Here is a 15,006-nt window from a genome sequence, read left to right as displayed (position 1 = left end):
ATTTGAAGGAAACCTCATGAAAACGTTGATTCGTCCGCTCGTCGTGATCTTTGCCGTCCTGACCGCCGTGACGGGCCTTGCCTACCCGGCCGTGATGACCGTGTTCGGCCAGGCGGTGTTCCCGTCGCAGGCGAACGGCAGCCTGATCGAGAAGGACGGCAAGCCGGTCGGCTCCGCACTGATCGGCCAGCCGTTCGACGCGCCGAAGTACTTCTGGGGCCGGCTGTCGGCCACGTCGCCGATGCCGTACAACGCAAGCGGCTCCGGCGGCTCGAACCTCGGCCCGCTGAACCCGTCGCTCGCCGACCAGGTGAAGGGGCGCATCGCCGCGCTGCGCGACGCGGGCACCGACCTGTCGAAGCCGGTGCCGGTCGACCTCGTGACGGCCTCGGCGAGCGGCCTCGATCCGGAGATCACGCCGGCCGCCGCCGCATACCAGGTCGAGCGCGTCGCGAAGGCGCGCAACCTGGCGCCCGACGCGGTCGCGCAGCTCGTCGCCGCGAACACGACGGGCCGCCAGTTCGGCGTGCTCGGCGAGCCGCGCGTGAACGTGCTGAAGCTGAACCTTGCGCTCGACGCGGCGCAGGCCGCGCACTGATCGGGCGCGCGCTGACCGGCGTCCGGCGCGGCCCGCTTCGCGCCGGACGCTCCTTTTCCCGACGGCGCATGCGCCGTCTTTGCCTTTTGCGGCGATTTGGCACAACAATGCTCGTACACGCGCGCATCCGTGCGCTCCGCCTTTCCGACGCATGAATCGTCCCGATCCAGACCAACTCCTCGACAAGCTGCAGCGCGACGAAGAAAAGCAGCGGCGCGGCCAGCTCAAGATCTTCTTCGGCGCCTCGGCCGGCGTCGGCAAGACCTACGCCATGCTGCAGGCCGCACGCCAGCGCCTGCAGGAAGGCGTCGACGTCGTCGTCGGCATCGTCGAGACCCACGGGCGGGGCGAAACCGCTGCGCTGCTCGACGGCCTCGACGTCCTGCCGCTCGCGCGCATCGACTATCGCGGCCGCACGCTCGCCGAATTCGATCTCGACGGCGCGCTCGCACGCCGGCCGCAACTGATCCTCGTCGACGAACTCGCGCACTCGAACGTGCAGGGCGCGCGACATCTGAAGCGCTGGCAGGACGTGTACGAACTGCTCGACGCGGGCATCGACGTGTATACGACCGTCAACGTCCAGCACCTCGAAAGCCTGAACGACGTGGTCGGCGCGATCACCGGCATCCGCGTGTGGGAGACCGTGCCTGACCGCGTGTTCGATGCGGCCGACGAAGTCACGCTCGTCGACCTGCCGGCCGAGGAGCTGCTCGAGCGGATGCGCGACGGCAAGGTCTATCTCGCGCAGCAGGCCGAGCGCGCGGTGCGCAACTTCTTCCGCAAGGGCAACTTGATCGCGCTGCGCGAACTGGCGCTGCGGCGCACGGCCGATCGCGTCGACGCGCAGATGCGCGAATACCGCGCGGACCGCTCGATCCAGCGCATCTGGCAGGCGCGCGAACGGCTGCTCGTGTGCGTCGGGCCGGGCCCGGAGGCACCGACGCTCGTGCGCGCGGCCGCCCGGCTCGCCGCGAGCCTGAAGGCCGACTGGATCGCCGTGTACGTCGAGACGCCGCGCCTGCAGCGGCTGCCCGACGCGCAGCGGCAGCGCACGCTCGACGCGCTGAAGCTCGCGGCCGAGCTGGGCGCTGAGACGGCCACGCTCGCCGGCGCCGACGCGGTCGCCGCGCTGATCGGCTATGCGAAGGTCCGCAACGTGTCGAAGCTCGTCGCGGGCGGCTCGCCGAAGGTCGGGCTCATGCGCCGCTTCGCGCGGCCGTTCGGCGAACAGCTCGCCGAACGCGCGGGCGACGTCGACCTGATGCTGATCCGTGCGACCGCGAGCGACGAGGCGCGCGCCGCGCCGCTCGATGCGCGGGCGCGCGACTGGCGCAATGCGTTCGCGCAGTTCGGCACGCACCGCTCGCCGCCGCGCCACTACGTGTATGCGGCCGCGATCTGCGCGGCGATCACCGTTCTCGCGAGCCTCGTGTCCGAGCGGCTCGACCTGACGAACCTCGTGATGCTGTACCTGCTCGGCGTCGTGTTCTCGGCCGTGAGGCTGGGGCGCGGCCCGGGTGTGCTGCAGTCGTTCCTGTCGGTGGCCGCGTTCGATTACTTCTTCGTGCCGCCGCGCATGTCGTTCTCGGTGAGCGACACGCAATACCTGCTGACTTTCTTCGGGATGCTGCTGACGTCGCTCGTGATCAGCCACCTGACGTCGACCCTGACGCGGCAGGCGAGCGTCGCGCAGCGCCGCGAGCGCCGCACCGGCGCGATCTACGCGATGGCGCGCGAGCTCGGCGCGGCGCTGACGACCGAGCAGATCGTCGAGATCGGCAGCCGGCACGTGGGCGAGGTGTTCCGCGCTCGCGTCGCGTTCCTGCTGCCCGACAGCGCGGACAAGGTGCGGCAGAAGATCGAGGAGCCCGACGCGGCCGTCACGCTGACGGGCGCCGATCTCGACAGCGACGTCGGCCAGTGGGTGTACGACCAGCAGAAGCCGGCCGGGCGCGGCACCGACACGCTGCCCGCGACGGCCGCGCTGTACCTGCCGCTGAAGGCGCCGATGCGCACGCGCGGCGTGCTCGCGGTCGCATCGCGCGAGCCGCGCGAACTCGAGGTGCCCGAACAACAGCGGATGCTCGACGCGTTCGCCGCGCAGATCGCGCTCGCGCTCGAACGCGTTCACTACGTGGAGATCGCGCGCGATGCGCTCGTCAACATGGAGTCCGAGCGGCTGCGCAACTCGCTGCTGTCGGCGATCTCGCACGACCTGCGCACGCCGCTCACGACGATCGTCGGCTTCTCGTCGATGCTCGCGAACGGGCGTGCGACCGCGCAGGGCGGCGACGCTGCGGCGGCCGAACGCGTCGCGCAGCGCGAGGGCGAACTCGTCGACGCGATCCACGACGAGGCGCTGCGCATGACGGGCATCGTCACGAACCTGCTCGACATGGCGCGGCTGCAGGCCGGCAGCCTGCAGCTCAAGCGCCAGTGGTCGCTGCTCGAGGAAACCGTCGGCGCTGCGCTCGCCGCATGCAAGCGCGTGCTCGCGCGCCATCCCGCGCGCGTCGCGCTGCCCGCCGACCTGCCGCTGCTGCAGATGGACGCGGTGCTGATGGAACGGCTGTTCACCAACCTGTTCGAGAACGCGGCGAAGTACACGCCGCCCGATACGCCGCTCGACATCGGCGCCGAACGCGTGTCCGACGACGGGCAGCCGTTCGTGCGCGTGCATGTCGACGATCACGGCCCGGGCCTGCCGGCCGGGATGGAAACGCGCATCTTCGACAAGTTCACGCGCGGCGAGAAGGAATCGGCGACGCCGGGCATCGGCCTCGGCCTCGCGATCTGCCGCGCGATCGTCGAGGCGCACGGCGGTAAAATCGGCGCGCTCAACCGCACCGCGCCCGACGGCCACGTGACGGGCGCGCGCTTCTGGTTCACGCTGCCGGTCGAGACGCCGCCGGCCGCGCCCGCCGTACCCGACGACGAACCCGATGTGCCGGGTGCATCGTCACCATCCGAATCATTGCCAGACCATGAGTGAACCCAGCCTGACCGTCGTCCTGATCGAGGACGAAAAGCAGATCCGCCGTTTCGTGCGCGCCGCGCTCGAGGAGGAGGACATCGCGGTGTTCGAGGCCGAGACGGGCAAGCAGGGGCTGATCGACGCGGCGACGCGCAAGCCCGATCTCGTGATCGTCGACCTCGGCCTGCCCGACACCGACGGCCTCGACGTGATCCGCGAACTGCGCGGCTGGTCCGAAGTGCCGGTGATCGTGCTGTCCGCGCGCACGCAGGAGGAGGAGAAGGTCGCCGCGCTCGACGCGGGCGCCGACGATTACCTGACCAAGCCGTTCGGCGTATCCGAACTGCGCGCGCGGATTCGCGCGCAACTGCGCCGGCGCAACCAGGGCGGTGCGAACGAGTCGCCGAAGGTAACTTTCGGCACCGTGATCGTCGATCTCGCGCTGCGCCAGGTGTGGCGCGACAACGAGATCGTGCACCTGACGCCGCTCGAGTACCGGCTGCTCGCGACGCTCGTGCGCCATGCGGGGCGCGTACTCACGCACCGCCAGCTGCTGCGCGACGTGTGGGGGCCGTCGCACGTCGAAAGCCATCACTACCTGCGCATCTACATGGCGCACCTGCGCCAGAAGCTCGAACGCGACCCGGCGCAGCCCGAGTACATCGTCACCGAGACGGGCGTCGGCTACCGGCTCGTCGGCGCGGCGTGACGCGCGTCGCTGTGCCGCTGCGGTGCACGGTTGCGCCGGCGCGACAGTCTCGCGGCCGGTGCGCGCGTTGCACACCCGGCGCGCATTCCCCGCTATCCTGACCGCTCCGCGAACGAAAACGAGGAGCGTGCAATGTCCGTCCGTCTGGTCGTCATCTGTGCGCTGGCGCTTGCCGCGTCCGGCGCGTTCGCCCAACCGCTGCCGCCCGGGCAGCAACCGTCGTCGTCCCAGCAGGCGATGGCCAATCCCGCGTCGGTCAATTGCGCGAAGCTCGGCGGTCGCCACACGATCCGCAACCTGCCGAGCGGGCAGGCCGGCATGTGCGTGTTCAAGGACGGCCGCGTGTGCGAGGAGTGGGCGCTGTACCGCGACGACCGCTGCGTCGGCGGCGCCACGCCGAAGCGCGTATCGAACTGACCGGGCCTGGCAGATTGCGCCCCTGATCGCCCCCGGCCGCCTCATGGCCGGCCGCCGGCGCCGCGCCGCGTTCGTAAGCATCTTGTTATACTCGGCGCCGCCCGGGGACGACCCCGGGTCATTCGCTTCAACGGGGACGGCCCCATCCGATACGGAGTACGTCGAGATGGCGTGGGTATGGTTGTTGATTGCCGGTTTGCTGGAAGTGGCCTGGGCGGCCGGCTTGAAATCGTCGGACGGGTTCACGAAGCTCGGCCCGTCGGTGTTTACGGTCGTGACCGCGCTGGCCAGCTTCGGGCTGCTCGCGATCGCGATGCGCCAGTTGCCGCTCGGCACCGCATACGCGGTGTGGACGGGCATCGGCGCGGTCGGTGCGTTCGTGTTCGGCATCGTGATGCTGGGCGAGGCGTTGACCGTCGCACGCATCGCAAGCGCGGCGCTGATCGTCGCGGGGCTGATCGGCCTCAAGCTGTCGTCGGCTGCCTGACGAACGCACCCGGGCGCGCATGCGCCCGGGGTGCCGCACCGCGTAATTGCGCCGGCCGCCCGCCGAGCCTGTCTATAATGGAACGTATTCGGGCCTGAATACCGCCGTGCTTCTCGCGGCACGCGGTGCCGGTCGCCACGCGCCGCGCGGCCTGTCTGTCCGACCCGATCCGGTCAATCGGCAAAGCGCACGGAAAGTGCAAGGAGAGGGCCATGATCGAAGCCATTTCGCTCGGCGCGGGGCTCGCGTGGGCGAGCGGCCTGCGCCTGTACCTGACGGTGCTGATCGCCGGTGTGCTGGCGCGGTTCGGCTGGCTCCATCTGCCCGACACGCTGGCCGTGCTGATGTCGCCTTGGGTCATCGGCGCCGCGGCCGTGCTCGCCGTGACCGAATTCCTTGCCGACAAGATCCCCGCGTTCGACTCGCTGTGGGATGCCGTGCACACCTTCATCCGCATTCCGGCCGGCGCCGTGCTCGCAGCCGGCGCGCTCGGCCATGCCGATCCGACCATGCTCGCGGTCGCAGGGCTCGCCGGCGGCTCGCTTGCCGGCGCCGCGCACGTGGCGAAGGCCGGCACGCGCGCGATGATCAACCTGTCTCCCGAACCGATTTCGAACTGGATCGCGTCGTCGACCGAGGACGGCCTCGTGGTCGGCGGGCTCGTGCTCGCGTTCTTCGTTCCGCTCGCGTTCCTCGTGCTGCTCGCCGCGTTCATCGCCGCTTCCGCGTGGGCGCTCCCGCGCCTGTGGCGCGGCGTTTCGGGCGGTTTTCGCGGCATGGCGAACCATATGGTCTCGCGGCTGAACTCGATCGGGGGGAAGCGCGATTGAAGGAGGCGCAACACGCGGCGCCGCCGCCAGCCGGGCAATCCGGTCATGAAGCCCGTGCGCATGCCGGCCGCTTCGGCCTGCGCGACCTGATCCGCCAGGCAGCGCGCATGACCGCGCGCGACTGGCGCGCGGGCGAACTGACGCTGCTCGTGCTCGCGCTGGTGCTTGCGGTCGCGGCGCTGACGAGCGTCGGCTTCCTCGCCGACCGGCTGCGCCAGGGGCTCGAGCGCGATGCGCGCCAGATGCTCGGCGCCGATTTCGTCGTGCGGGCCGATCGCCCCGTCGATCCGTCGTTCGATCGCCAGGCGCGCGCGCTCGGCCTGCGTACCGCGACGACCGCGATCTTCCCGAGCATGATCGCGTCCGCCACCGGCGGGCAGGCAACCGACGCGGCGCCGTCGCGCCTCGCGGCCGTGAAGGCCGTGTCGCCCGGATATCCGTTGCGCGGCGCGGTGGACATCGTGCCGGCCGGCGCCGCCACCGCGCAGAAGGCCGCGGAGATTCCCGCGCCCGGCACCGTGTGGGCCGACCCGGCGCTGCTCGATGCGCTGCACCTGAAGGCGGGCGATACGGTGCGCGTCGGGCTGCGCACGTTCAAGGTCGCCGCATCGATTTCCCGCGAGCTCGATCGCGGCTTTTCGTTCGTCAATTTTTCGCCGCGGCTGATGATGCGCGCGGACGAACTCGCCGCGACGGGGCTCACCGGCTACGGCAGCCGCGTCACGTACCGGCTGCTGGTGGCCGGCGCCGCACCGGCCGTCGCGCGTTTCGAAGCGTATGCGCATGCGCGCGTCGACGGCGGCAAACTGCGCGGCGTCGGCCTCGAGTCGCTGCAGGAGGGCCAGCCGCAGGTACGGCAGACGCTCGATCGCGCACGGCACTTCCTGACGCTCGTCGCGCTGCTGACCGCGCTGCTCGCGGCGGTCGCGATCGCGATGGCCGCGCAGCGCTACATGCGGCGCCACCTCGACGGCTGCGCGACGATGCGCTGCCTCGGCGTGAGCCGGCGCACGCTCGGCGCGCTGTTCGCGCTCGAATTCGCCGGTATCGGCATCGTGTCGGGCGCCGCCGGCGCGGTGCTCGGCTATGGCGGCCACTGGGCATTGCTGGCCGCGCTCGGCGGACTGATCGACGTGGTGCTGCCGCCGCCCACGCTGTGGCCGGCACTGATCGGCATGGGTGCCGCACTCGTGCTGCTGCTCGGTTTCGCGCTGCCGCCGCTCGTGCCGCTCACGCGCGTGCCGCCAGTGCGCGTGCTGCGGCGCGAGTGGGGCGACGCGTCGCGCACCGCGTGGGCCGCGTATGCGATCGGCGTCGTGCTGTTCGCGGGGCTGCTGATCGCGGCTGCCGGCAACCTGAAGCTCGGGCTGATCGTCGCGGGCGGTTTCGCCGGCGCGCTGGTCGGTTTCGCGCTGATCGCGCGGCTCGTGCTGTTCGCCGCCGCGCGCGCGGTGCGCAACGCACGCGTGGCCGCGGGCGTCGGCTGGCGCTACGCGCTCGCGTCGCTGCACCGGCGCGGTACGGCCAGCGCGCTGCAAATCACCGCGCTCGCGCTCGGCCTGATGTGCCTGCTGCTGATCGCGATCACGCGCAACGACCTCGTCGCGGGCTGGCGGCAATCGACGCCGCCCGATGCACCGAACCAGTTCCTGATCGACATCCAGCCCGACCAGCGCGACGACGTCGCCGCCTATCTGGCCGCGCACGGCGTGCGCGACGCGGTGCCGGCACCGATGGTGCGCGGCCGCCTCGTCGCGATCAACGGCAAGCCGGTGAATCCGGACGCGTACCCGTCCGAAGAGGCGCGCCGGCTCGTCGACCGCGAATTCAACCTGTCCTATACGACCGAGCTGCCGTCCGACAACCGGATCGTCGACGGCAACTGGTTCGGCACCGCGGCCACGCCGCAGATCTCGATCGAGGCCGGCCTTGCGAAGACGCTGAACGTGAAGCCGGGCGACGTGCTGCGCTTCGACGTGACGGGGCTCACGGTCGACGCGCCCGTCACGAGCGTGCGCAAGCTCGACTGGGGCTCGTTCCGCGTCAATTTCTTCGTGCTGATGCCGCCGCCAGTGCTGAAGGATTTCCCGGCCGTGTACCTGACGAGCTTCCATTTGCCCGCATCGAACGCCGCGCTGCTCGATCCGTTGATCGCGCGCTACCCGAACCTGACCGCGATCGACGTCGCGCCGATCCTCGCGCAGTTGCAGCGGATGATGCTGCAGGTGGTCGGGGCCGTGCAGTTCCTGTTCGCGTTCACGCTCGCGGCCGGCGTGCTCGTGCTGTACACCGCGCTGGCCGGCACGCGCGACGAACGCGTGCGCGAGGCCGCGCTGCTGCGCGCGCTCGGCGCGTCGCGCGCGCAGGTGAATGCGGTGCAGCGCGCGGAATTCATCGTGGTCGGCTCGCTGGCCGGTGCGCTGGCGTCCGCGGGCGCGATCGCGGTCGGTTGGGTGCTCGCGTCGCGCGTATTCGACTTCCAGCTGGCCGTCGATCCGTGGCTCGTGCCGGCCGGCATCGCGGCCGGCGTCGCGTGCGCCGGTGCGGCCGGCTGGCTGAGCCTGCATAATGTGTTGCGGCGCCCCGCGCTGCAGTCGCTGCGCGACGCATGAGCGTCGCCGGCGGCCCTGACGATTCCGTTTTCCGACTATCCGTATGACCGATGTGAATGACGATGCGCCGTCGCAGCCGACGGCGTTCGAACTCGTGGGCGGCGAAGCCCGCGTGCGCGACATGGTGGACCGCTTTTACGACCTGATGGACCTCGAGCCCGAGTTTGCGCAGATTCGCGCGCTGCACCCGGCGTCGCTCGACGGTTCGCGCGACAAGCTGTTCTGGTTCCTGTGCGGGTGGCTCGGCGGCCCCGATCACTACATCAGCCGCTTCGGCCATCCGCGGCTGCGCGCGCGGCACCTGCCGTTCCCGATCGCGTCGGTCGAGCGCGACCAGTGGCTGCGCTGCATGGCGTGGGCGATGGAAGACATCGGGCTGCCCGAGCCGCTGCGCGAGCGGCTCATGCATTCGTTCTACGACACGGCCGACTGGATGCGCAACCGGCCCGGTTGATCGACCGGTACGCCGCTGCCCGCGCGCGGGACGATCTGCGTCTGGGCGCGCTTACCACGCGGCGCGACACTAGCCGCTTCCCCTCCATCGATACGAGGCTCGCCCGATGACGACCCAAGCGCTGTTTCGCGAAGACGCGTACCTCAAGCAATGCGATGCGGTCGTTCTGGCCGTCGGCGACGACGGCATCCGGCTCGACCGCACCGTGTTCTATCCGCTCGGCGGCGGCCAGGCCGGCGATGCCGGCACGTTGACGCTGCCCGACGGCAGCACGATTGCGATTGCCGATACGCGCAAGGCGAAATTCGACGGCGCGACGCCCGACGACGCCGTGCACGTGCCCGCACCGGAGCAGGAGGCGAGCGTCGCGGCGCTCGCGCCCGGCACGCGCGTGGTCGCGCAGATCGACTGGCTGCGCCGCTACCGGCACATGCGCCTGCATACGGCCGCGCACCTGATGTGTGCGGTGCTGCCGTACGCGGTCGACGGCTGCAGCGTGACGGCAGACTACGTGCGGCTCGATTTCGCGACGTCCGACGCGATCGATCGCGACGACGTCGAGCGGCGCCTCGCCGGCCTCGTGGCCGGCGCGCACGCGGTCACGACCGAATGGATCACCGACGACGAGATGGCCGAGCGGCCGGAGCTCGTGCGCACGATGAGCGTGAAGCCGCCGATGGGCCTCGGCCGCGTGCGGCTGCTGCGCATCGACGAGGTCGACCTGCAGCCGTGCGGCGGCACGCATGTGCGCAACACGTCCGAAATCGGCGAACTGCGGGTCGCGAAACTGGAAAAGAAGAGCGCGCGTACCCGGCGCCTCGTACTGGAGTTTGCATGACGATCGACCTCAGCCCCGCGGGCGCGCCGACGCTCGATCCGCAAGCGCGGGAGATCCTGGATTTCTGGTTCGGCGAGCCGGGCTCGGCCGAATTCGGACAGAACCGCAAGGTCTGGTTCAACGGCGGCGACGCGTTCGACGACGTGCTGCGCACGCGCTACCGCGCACTGCTCGACGCCGCGTGCGACGGCGCATGCGATCAATGGGCCGACTCGCCGCTGGGAGCGCTGGCGTTAATCGTCGTGCTCGACCAGTTTTCGCGCAACATCCATCGCGGCACGCCGCGCGCGTTCGCCGCCGATCCGAAGGCGCTCGCGCTCGCGCGCCGCGTCGTCGCGGCCGGCTGGGACGCGCAGTTGCCGAGCGGGCATCACCGTGCGTTCGCGTATCTGCCGTTCGAGCACGACGAGTCGGTCGACAGCCAGCGCGAGGCCGTGCGCCTGTGCGCGGGCATTCGCGATGAGGCAGGATGCGAGAGCTATCACCGTTTCGCGGTGCTGCACGCGGCCGTCGTCGAGCGCTTCGGCCGCTTTCCGCACCGGAACGCGATCCTCGGTCGTGCATCGAGCGACGAGGAGACGGCGTTTCTTCGCGAGCCCGGTTCGTCGTTCTGACGATGCGCGCAGCGGCGTGACGAGGGGAGGGGGCGGCCCGCGATGTCGTGCGGGCAACCTTGGCGAGCGGGAGCGCCTCTATGTCGGCGGCGGTCGGCGCTTCAGGCGGTGGTGCTGACCGCTCCACGCCCGGGATGAAGGCAGGCACGACAGCGCGTCGTGCCGCGCCGTATTACTGCAGGTGCTCTTCGGGCGTGCGCACGTACACGCGCAGCATTTCCTCGTTGTCGCCCGGGCGCGCGCCCGTCCAGAACAGTTTCCAATCGCTGCCGGGCGCCGGATCGACGGCCCGTACGCCCTGGACGATCATCCACGTGCAGCGCGTCGTCCTGGCGTCGTCGATCGGCGTGTGCTGGATGCCGGAGAAGTAGTACAGCATCGGCGCTTCCGATTCGCCGAGCCCGTGCAGGCTCGCCATGCAGTCGCCGTCGTTCCATTCGAGCGCGAGATGCGCGTTCAGGTCGTCGAACACCGAGCGGTAGCTCTTCGCGACGTCGAGCCATGGCAGCAGCAGCGTGTACACGAGCCCCCACGCGACGAGTGCGCCCGCGCCCCACGACAGCGCGCCGCGCCAGAGGCCCGTCGCGCGCAGCTTCGGCAGCAGCGTCAGCCAGCCGACCGTCAGCGCGAGCGCGCCGGACACGAGCGCGGGCTCGATCGGCATCGTCCAGTCGAGCGGCAGCCAGCGGCCGAGCGGCGCGAGATCCGCGCGCGATGCGGCCGGATTGGCCATCACGGCCCAGATTGCCCACGCGAGTGCGGCGGTCGCGCCGAACAGGATGCGGCTCAGGTAATCCCACGCGAGATGCAGCCGGCGCGGCAGGCGTTCGATGGCCAGCGCGGCGACCAGCGCGAGCGGGGCGAAGAACGGCAGGATGTAGAGCTGGCGCGACGTCGCGGACACGTGCAGCACGACGAGCCCGATGCCCGCGAACATCACCGGCAGCGCGACGCGCGGCGTGCGCCAGTCGCGCCACGCACCGCGCAGGAGCGCCACGATCGCAAGCGGCGCGACCGGGAAGCCCACGAGCAGGAACGCACGCAGGATGAAGAACGGCTTGTCGTTTTCCGCGCCCAGCTCGGGGACGGAGAAACCGAAGAAGCGGCCGACGTTGTTATCCCAGAACCACGTCATGAACAGCGTCTCGGAGCGCAGGAACAGCGCGGTCGGCCAGACGAGCGCGAACGGCGCGAACACGAGCGCGGCGACGCCGAGCGAACGCACGAACGCGCGGGTGCGGCAGGCCGGATAAACCACCAGCGTACCGACCAGCGTGGCCGCGAACACGAGCGGCACGAACAGCCCCTTCGTCATCAGCGCGATGCCGACGCCCGCACCGAAGAGCGGGGCGGCCCAGCGGCCCGACGGCCGGACCGGCAGCCCATGCCGCATCTGCTGCGCGCGCGCGACGTGCTGCGTGACGAGTTCGAGCAGCCCGCAGAAGCCCATCGACGTACCGGCGAACAGCGCGACGTCGGTCAACATGTCGTGCGTGTGCTTGATGACGACGAGCGTGCCCGCGCTCAACACGACGGGGCCGATCACGCGCAGGTCGAACCAGGTGTCCGCGCGGCTGGCGACGCGTGCCGCGCGCGCGATGAAGCCGAATGCGAGCGCCGCGAACAGCGCGCTCGCGAGCCGCGCCGCGTCGTGCAGCGGCATCACGCGCTGCAGCAGCCATGCGAGGCTGGTCGCGACCCACGCGTAAAGCGGCGGCTTTTCCATGAACGGCTGGCCGGCATTGGTCGGCACGACGAAATCGCCGGTCTCGAGCATGTGCTGGATGATGCCGAACGTGTAGGTTTCGTCCTGCTTCCACGGATCGTGGCCGAGCACGCCCGGCAGCGTATATGCGCAGATCAGCGCGGCGACGAACAGCCATGCGCGCCAGCCGAGCAGGATCGAGCGTTCGCGCGGGGCGCCGGCTGCGGGGCTCGGGGCGGCGACAGGCGTGCCGCCGGCGTCGAGCGTTGCAATGACGTCGGCATCGGCGGTCGAGCGGGTGAGCTGGGCCGGAGCGGGCACAGACGTGCGTCGCCGGCTGGGCGCTGCGGTTCCAGGCATGAAAGGAATCTCGGGTCGAGTCGAGCCGGTCCGGCGACATGGGTAGGACCGATTGGGGTCATATCAAGACGAAACGGACAGGTATTCAGGCCACCTGTCTGAATGCCCGCTAGTAGACCATGGATTTGTTACGGCGGATTACCGTTTGTGTCACGAAATTGTGGAGATTTGTGGTGTCGTGACGACGGATGGCTTCGGGCTGCGTTTTTTGACGCGCTGCCGTGCGGAATTACCGGCCGCCGCCGACGTCGAGCAGCGCGCCCGTCGTGTAGGAGGCGGCATCGCCGAGCAGCCAGACGATCGCTTCGGCGATCTCCTGCGCTTCGCCCGCGCGGCCGAGCGGCGTCGTGGCGCCGAGGCGGGCGGCCCGGCCCGGCTGGCCGCCGCTCGCGTGAATTTCGGTCTCGATCAGGCCGGGGCGCACCGCGTTGACGCGCACGCCGTGCGGGCCGAGTTCCTTCGCCAGACCGATCGTCAGCGAGTCGACCGCGCCTTTCGAGCCCGCGTAGTCGACGTATTCGTTCGGCGAGCCGAGCCGGGACGCAATCGACGAGACGTTGACGATCGCGCCGCCGCGGCCGCCGCGGTCGGTGGACAGCCGGCGCGCGGCTTCGCGCGCGCACAGGTACGCGCCGAGTACGTTGGTGTCGAACATCCGCCGCAGCCGGTCGGCCGGCATGTCGGCGAGCGGCATTGACGGCGCGACGATGCCCGCATTGTTGACGAGTGCGTCGAAGCGGCCGAATGCGTCCGCGACGGTGTCGAACATCGCGACGACGTCGGCTTCGTTCGCGACGTCGCCCGCGACGACGCACGCGCGGCCGCCCGCGTCGCGGACCGCCCGAGCGGTGAGTTCGGCCGCCGCCGCGTCGCGCGCGTAGTTGATGCCGACGTCCCAGCCGCGACTGGCCGCGAGCACGGCGGTCGCACGGCCGATGCCGCGGCTCGCGCCGGTGATGAGGACGGCCTTGCGGTCGGAGGGGGCGGTCATCGCGCGCGGGTTCCGGTGACGGTTACTTGGCTGCGTCGGGCGCCCACTTGTCGCGGGCGGGCGGCTGGTAGCGACGCAGTCGCTCGATCAGTTCGACGGGTTCCGATTCGACGCACAGGGCGTCGAAATAGGCCGGACGCATGAAGCCTTCGTCGACCGTGTGGCGCAGCAGCGCGATCAGCGGATCGTAGAACGAATCGATGTTGTAGACCGCGACGGGCTTGCGGTGATAGCCGAGCTGCGCCCACGTGTAAACCTCGAAAAGCTCTTCGAGCGTGCCGGCGCCGCCGGGCATCGCGACGAACGCGTCCGACAGGTCGGCCATCATTTTCTTGCGATGGTGCATGTCGGGCACGACGTGCAATTCCGACAGCCCCGTGTGGCCAACTTCCTTGTCGACCAGCAGTTCGGGGATCACGCCGACCGCACGGCCGCCGGCCGCCATCACCTCGTCGGCGATCACGCCCATCAGGCCGACCCGGCCACCGCCGTAGACGAGCGTGAGGCCCGCGTCGACGAGTGCGCGGCCGAACGCGCGCGCGGCGTCGGCATAGACCGGTCGCACGCCGGGCGACGAGCCGCAGTAAACACAGACTGCCTTCATTGCTTGGAATCCTTGGCGGGGGCTTGCCCACCGGCGACCGGGCTGCCGGCGGGGCGCGGCGAACCGTCGCGCGGCGGCAGGTAGTCGGTGAACTGGCGCTTCGGCAGCTTGCCGGAGACCAGGTCGTCGAACAGCTGGCGCGAACGGCCGCGCAGGTATGGCGCCATCACCGAGATCACGTGCATGCTGACCTGGTGCAGTTCCTCGCGGATCGCGTCCTGGTCGTTGTACTTGCGCGGATGCATCACGTACTGGTACGACAGCCAGTACGTCGAAATGACGGCCATGTTGGTCGCGATGACCTCGATCTCGGCAGGCGTCGCGACCATCTCGGCGTCGGACACGAGCAGCTCGCACATCTCGCGCGCGAAGCGCACCTTGTGGCTGATGATCTGCTTGAAGTGCGTCTCGAGCGTGCGGTTGCGGGCGAGCAGGTCGTTGAGGTCGCGATACAGGAACCGGTAGGTCCACATGAAATCGGCCATGTACTGCAGGTACGACCAGGTTTCGTCGATCGTCGGACGATGATCTTCGGGAAAGCGCAGCCGCCGTTCGATCTGCTGCTCGAACTGCGCGAAGATGCTGTTGATGATGTCGTCCTTGTTGCGGAAATGGTAGTACAGGTTGCCTGGACTGATTTCCATTTCCTCGGCGATCGTCGTGGTCGTGACGTTTGGCTCGCCGATCTCGTTGAAGAGTTTCAACGACAACTCGAGAATCCGTTCGCGGGTGCGGCGGGGAGGTTTCGCTTCCATGTCGTCCGGCCCTGTGTGTGCCGGACTGGCGGGCGCTGCAATCGATGCTGCGTGA

The 15,006-nt window shown here is 70.0% G+C and carries 14 protein-coding genes; 10 read left to right on the top strand and 4 right to left on the bottom strand.

Annotation, left to right across the window (positions count from 1 at the left end; genetic code table 11):
- Positions 1-16: 16 nt before the first annotated feature.
- The 10 genes from kdpC (at position 17) to HWX08_RS29940 (ending at position 10,536) form a co-directional block, all read left to right on the top strand.
- A complete protein-coding gene (gene kdpC, locus HWX08_RS29985; RefSeq protein WP_069257215.1) occupies positions 17-598 on the top strand; it encodes a potassium-transporting ATPase subunit KdpC in 582 nt (193 codons plus the stop codon).
- A 151-nt stretch (positions 599-749) separates the two neighbouring features.
- Positions 750-3,593 (top strand): DUF4118 domain-containing protein, encoded by a 2,844-nt coding sequence (locus HWX08_RS29980; protein ID WP_069257214.1) that lies wholly within the window; start codon positions 750-752, stop codon positions 3,591-3,593.
- Positions 3,586-4,284: a two-component system response regulator KdpE gene (kdpE, locus tag HWX08_RS29975; protein WP_011352732.1), complete on the top strand. Its 699-nt coding sequence runs from the start codon at positions 3,586-3,588 to the stop codon at positions 4,282-4,284. The genes HWX08_RS29980 and kdpE overlap by 8 nt, the downstream gene beginning before the upstream one ends.
- A gap of 132 nt (positions 4,285-4,416) precedes the next feature.
- Positions 4,417-4,701, top strand: a complete 285-nt coding sequence (locus tag HWX08_RS29970; protein WP_107311414.1) for a putative hemolysin — start codon at positions 4,417-4,419, stop codon at positions 4,699-4,701.
- Between the two features lie 166 nt (positions 4,702-4,867).
- Positions 4,868-5,188: a quaternary ammonium compound efflux SMR transporter SugE gene (gene sugE, locus HWX08_RS29965; protein ID WP_069257212.1), complete on the top strand. Its 321-nt coding sequence runs from the start codon at positions 4,868-4,870 to the stop codon at positions 5,186-5,188.
- Between the two features lie 212 nt (positions 5,189-5,400).
- Positions 5,401-6,018, top strand: coding sequence for a DUF4126 domain-containing protein (locus tag HWX08_RS29960; RefSeq protein WP_069257211.1), 618 nt, complete (start codon positions 5,401-5,403; stop codon positions 6,016-6,018).
- Positions 6,015-8,630, top strand: coding sequence for an ABC transporter permease (locus tag HWX08_RS29955; RefSeq protein ID WP_174921198.1), 2,616 nt, complete (start codon positions 6,015-6,017; stop codon positions 8,628-8,630). The genes HWX08_RS29960 and HWX08_RS29955 overlap by 4 nt, the downstream gene beginning before the upstream one ends.
- Before the next feature lie 43 nt (positions 8,631-8,673).
- Positions 8,674-9,084 carry a group II truncated hemoglobin gene (locus HWX08_RS29950; RefSeq protein WP_069257209.1) on the top strand — a complete coding sequence of 137 codons (411 nt, stop codon included), beginning with the start codon at positions 8,674-8,676 and terminating at the stop codon, positions 9,082-9,084.
- Between the two features lie 106 nt (positions 9,085-9,190).
- Positions 9,191-9,922 (top strand): alanyl-tRNA editing protein, encoded by a 732-nt coding sequence (locus HWX08_RS29945; RefSeq protein ID WP_069257208.1) that lies wholly within the window; start codon positions 9,191-9,193, stop codon positions 9,920-9,922.
- A complete protein-coding gene (locus HWX08_RS29940; RefSeq protein ID WP_174921199.1) occupies positions 9,919-10,536 on the top strand; it encodes a DUF924 family protein in 618 nt (205 codons plus the stop codon). Before HWX08_RS29945 ends, HWX08_RS29940 begins: the two co-directional genes overlap by 4 nt.
- A gap of 172 nt (positions 10,537-10,708) precedes the next feature.
- Here the strand turns inward: HWX08_RS29940 and HWX08_RS29935 are convergent, their stop codons facing one another.
- The 4 genes from HWX08_RS29935 to HWX08_RS29920 all read right to left on the bottom strand — a co-directional run bounded on the left by HWX08_RS29935 (position 10,709) and on the right by HWX08_RS29920 (position 14,951).
- Positions 10,709-12,601: an ArnT family glycosyltransferase gene (locus HWX08_RS29935; RefSeq protein ID WP_174921200.1), complete on the bottom strand. Its 1,893-nt coding sequence runs from the start codon at positions 12,599-12,601 to the stop codon at positions 10,709-10,711.
- 229 nt (positions 12,602-12,830) lie between these two features.
- The gene (locus HWX08_RS29930) at positions 12,831-13,592 is read right to left on the bottom strand and encodes an SDR family oxidoreductase (protein ID WP_069257205.1); all 762 of its coding nucleotides are present in this window, start codon (positions 13,590-13,592) and stop codon (positions 12,831-12,833) included.
- A 22-nt stretch (positions 13,593-13,614) separates the two neighbouring features.
- Complete coding sequence (locus HWX08_RS29925) at positions 13,615-14,196, bottom strand: LOG family protein (RefSeq protein WP_069257204.1); 582 nt, start codon at positions 14,194-14,196, stop codon at positions 13,615-13,617.
- Complete coding sequence (locus HWX08_RS29920; protein WP_069257203.1) at positions 14,193-14,951, bottom strand: TetR/AcrR family transcriptional regulator; 759 nt, start codon at positions 14,949-14,951, stop codon at positions 14,193-14,195. Before HWX08_RS29920 ends, HWX08_RS29925 begins: the two co-directional genes overlap by 4 nt.
- Between the last annotated feature and the right edge of the window lie 55 nt (positions 14,952-15,006).

Origin of the sequence: Burkholderia metallica, from assembly GCF_902832845.1 — a bacterium.
Taxonomy (GTDB): domain Bacteria; phylum Pseudomonadota; class Gammaproteobacteria; order Burkholderiales; family Burkholderiaceae; genus Burkholderia; species Burkholderia metallica.
Note: the sequence above shows the minus strand (reverse complement) of the source record. Positions and strands in the feature narration are given on the sequence as shown.

What these genes read in the sequence shown, in the direction of transcription:
- HWX08_RS29935 (WP_174921200.1), bottom strand. Translation starts at nt 12,601, where the DNA reads ATGCCTGGAACCGCAGCGCCCAGCCGGCGACGCACGTCTGTGCCCGCT.
- kdpE (WP_011352732.1), top strand. Translation starts at nt 3,586, where the DNA reads ATGAGTGAACCCAGCCTGACCGTCGTCCTGATCGAGGACGAAAAGCAG.
- HWX08_RS29960 (WP_069257211.1), top strand. Translation starts at nt 5,401, where the DNA reads ATGATCGAAGCCATTTCGCTCGGCGCGGGGCTCGCGTGGGCGAGCGGC.
- HWX08_RS29970 (WP_107311414.1), top strand. Translation starts at nt 4,417, where the DNA reads ATGTCCGTCCGTCTGGTCGTCATCTGTGCGCTGGCGCTTGCCGCGTCC.
- HWX08_RS29945 (WP_069257208.1), top strand. Translation starts at nt 9,191, where the DNA reads ATGACGACCCAAGCGCTGTTTCGCGAAGACGCGTACCTCAAGCAATGC.
- HWX08_RS29950 (WP_069257209.1), top strand. Translation starts at nt 8,674, where the DNA reads ATGACCGATGTGAATGACGATGCGCCGTCGCAGCCGACGGCGTTCGAA.
- sugE (WP_069257212.1), top strand. Translation starts at nt 4,868, where the DNA reads ATGGCGTGGGTATGGTTGTTGATTGCCGGTTTGCTGGAAGTGGCCTGG.
- HWX08_RS29925 (WP_069257204.1), bottom strand. Translation starts at nt 14,196, where the DNA reads ATGAAGGCAGTCTGTGTTTACTGCGGCTCGTCGCCCGGCGTGCGACCG.
- HWX08_RS29930 (WP_069257205.1), bottom strand. Translation starts at nt 13,592, where the DNA reads ATGACCGCCCCCTCCGACCGCAAGGCCGTCCTCATCACCGGCGCGAGC.
- HWX08_RS29920 (WP_069257203.1), bottom strand. Translation starts at nt 14,951, where the DNA reads ATGGAAGCGAAACCTCCCCGCCGCACCCGCGAACGGATTCTCGAGTTG.
- HWX08_RS29940 (WP_174921199.1), top strand. Translation starts at nt 9,919, where the DNA reads ATGACGATCGACCTCAGCCCCGCGGGCGCGCCGACGCTCGATCCGCAA.
- kdpC (WP_069257215.1), top strand. Translation starts at nt 17, where the DNA reads ATGAAAACGTTGATTCGTCCGCTCGTCGTGATCTTTGCCGTCCTGACC.
- HWX08_RS29980 (WP_069257214.1), top strand. Translation starts at nt 750, where the DNA reads ATGAATCGTCCCGATCCAGACCAACTCCTCGACAAGCTGCAGCGCGAC.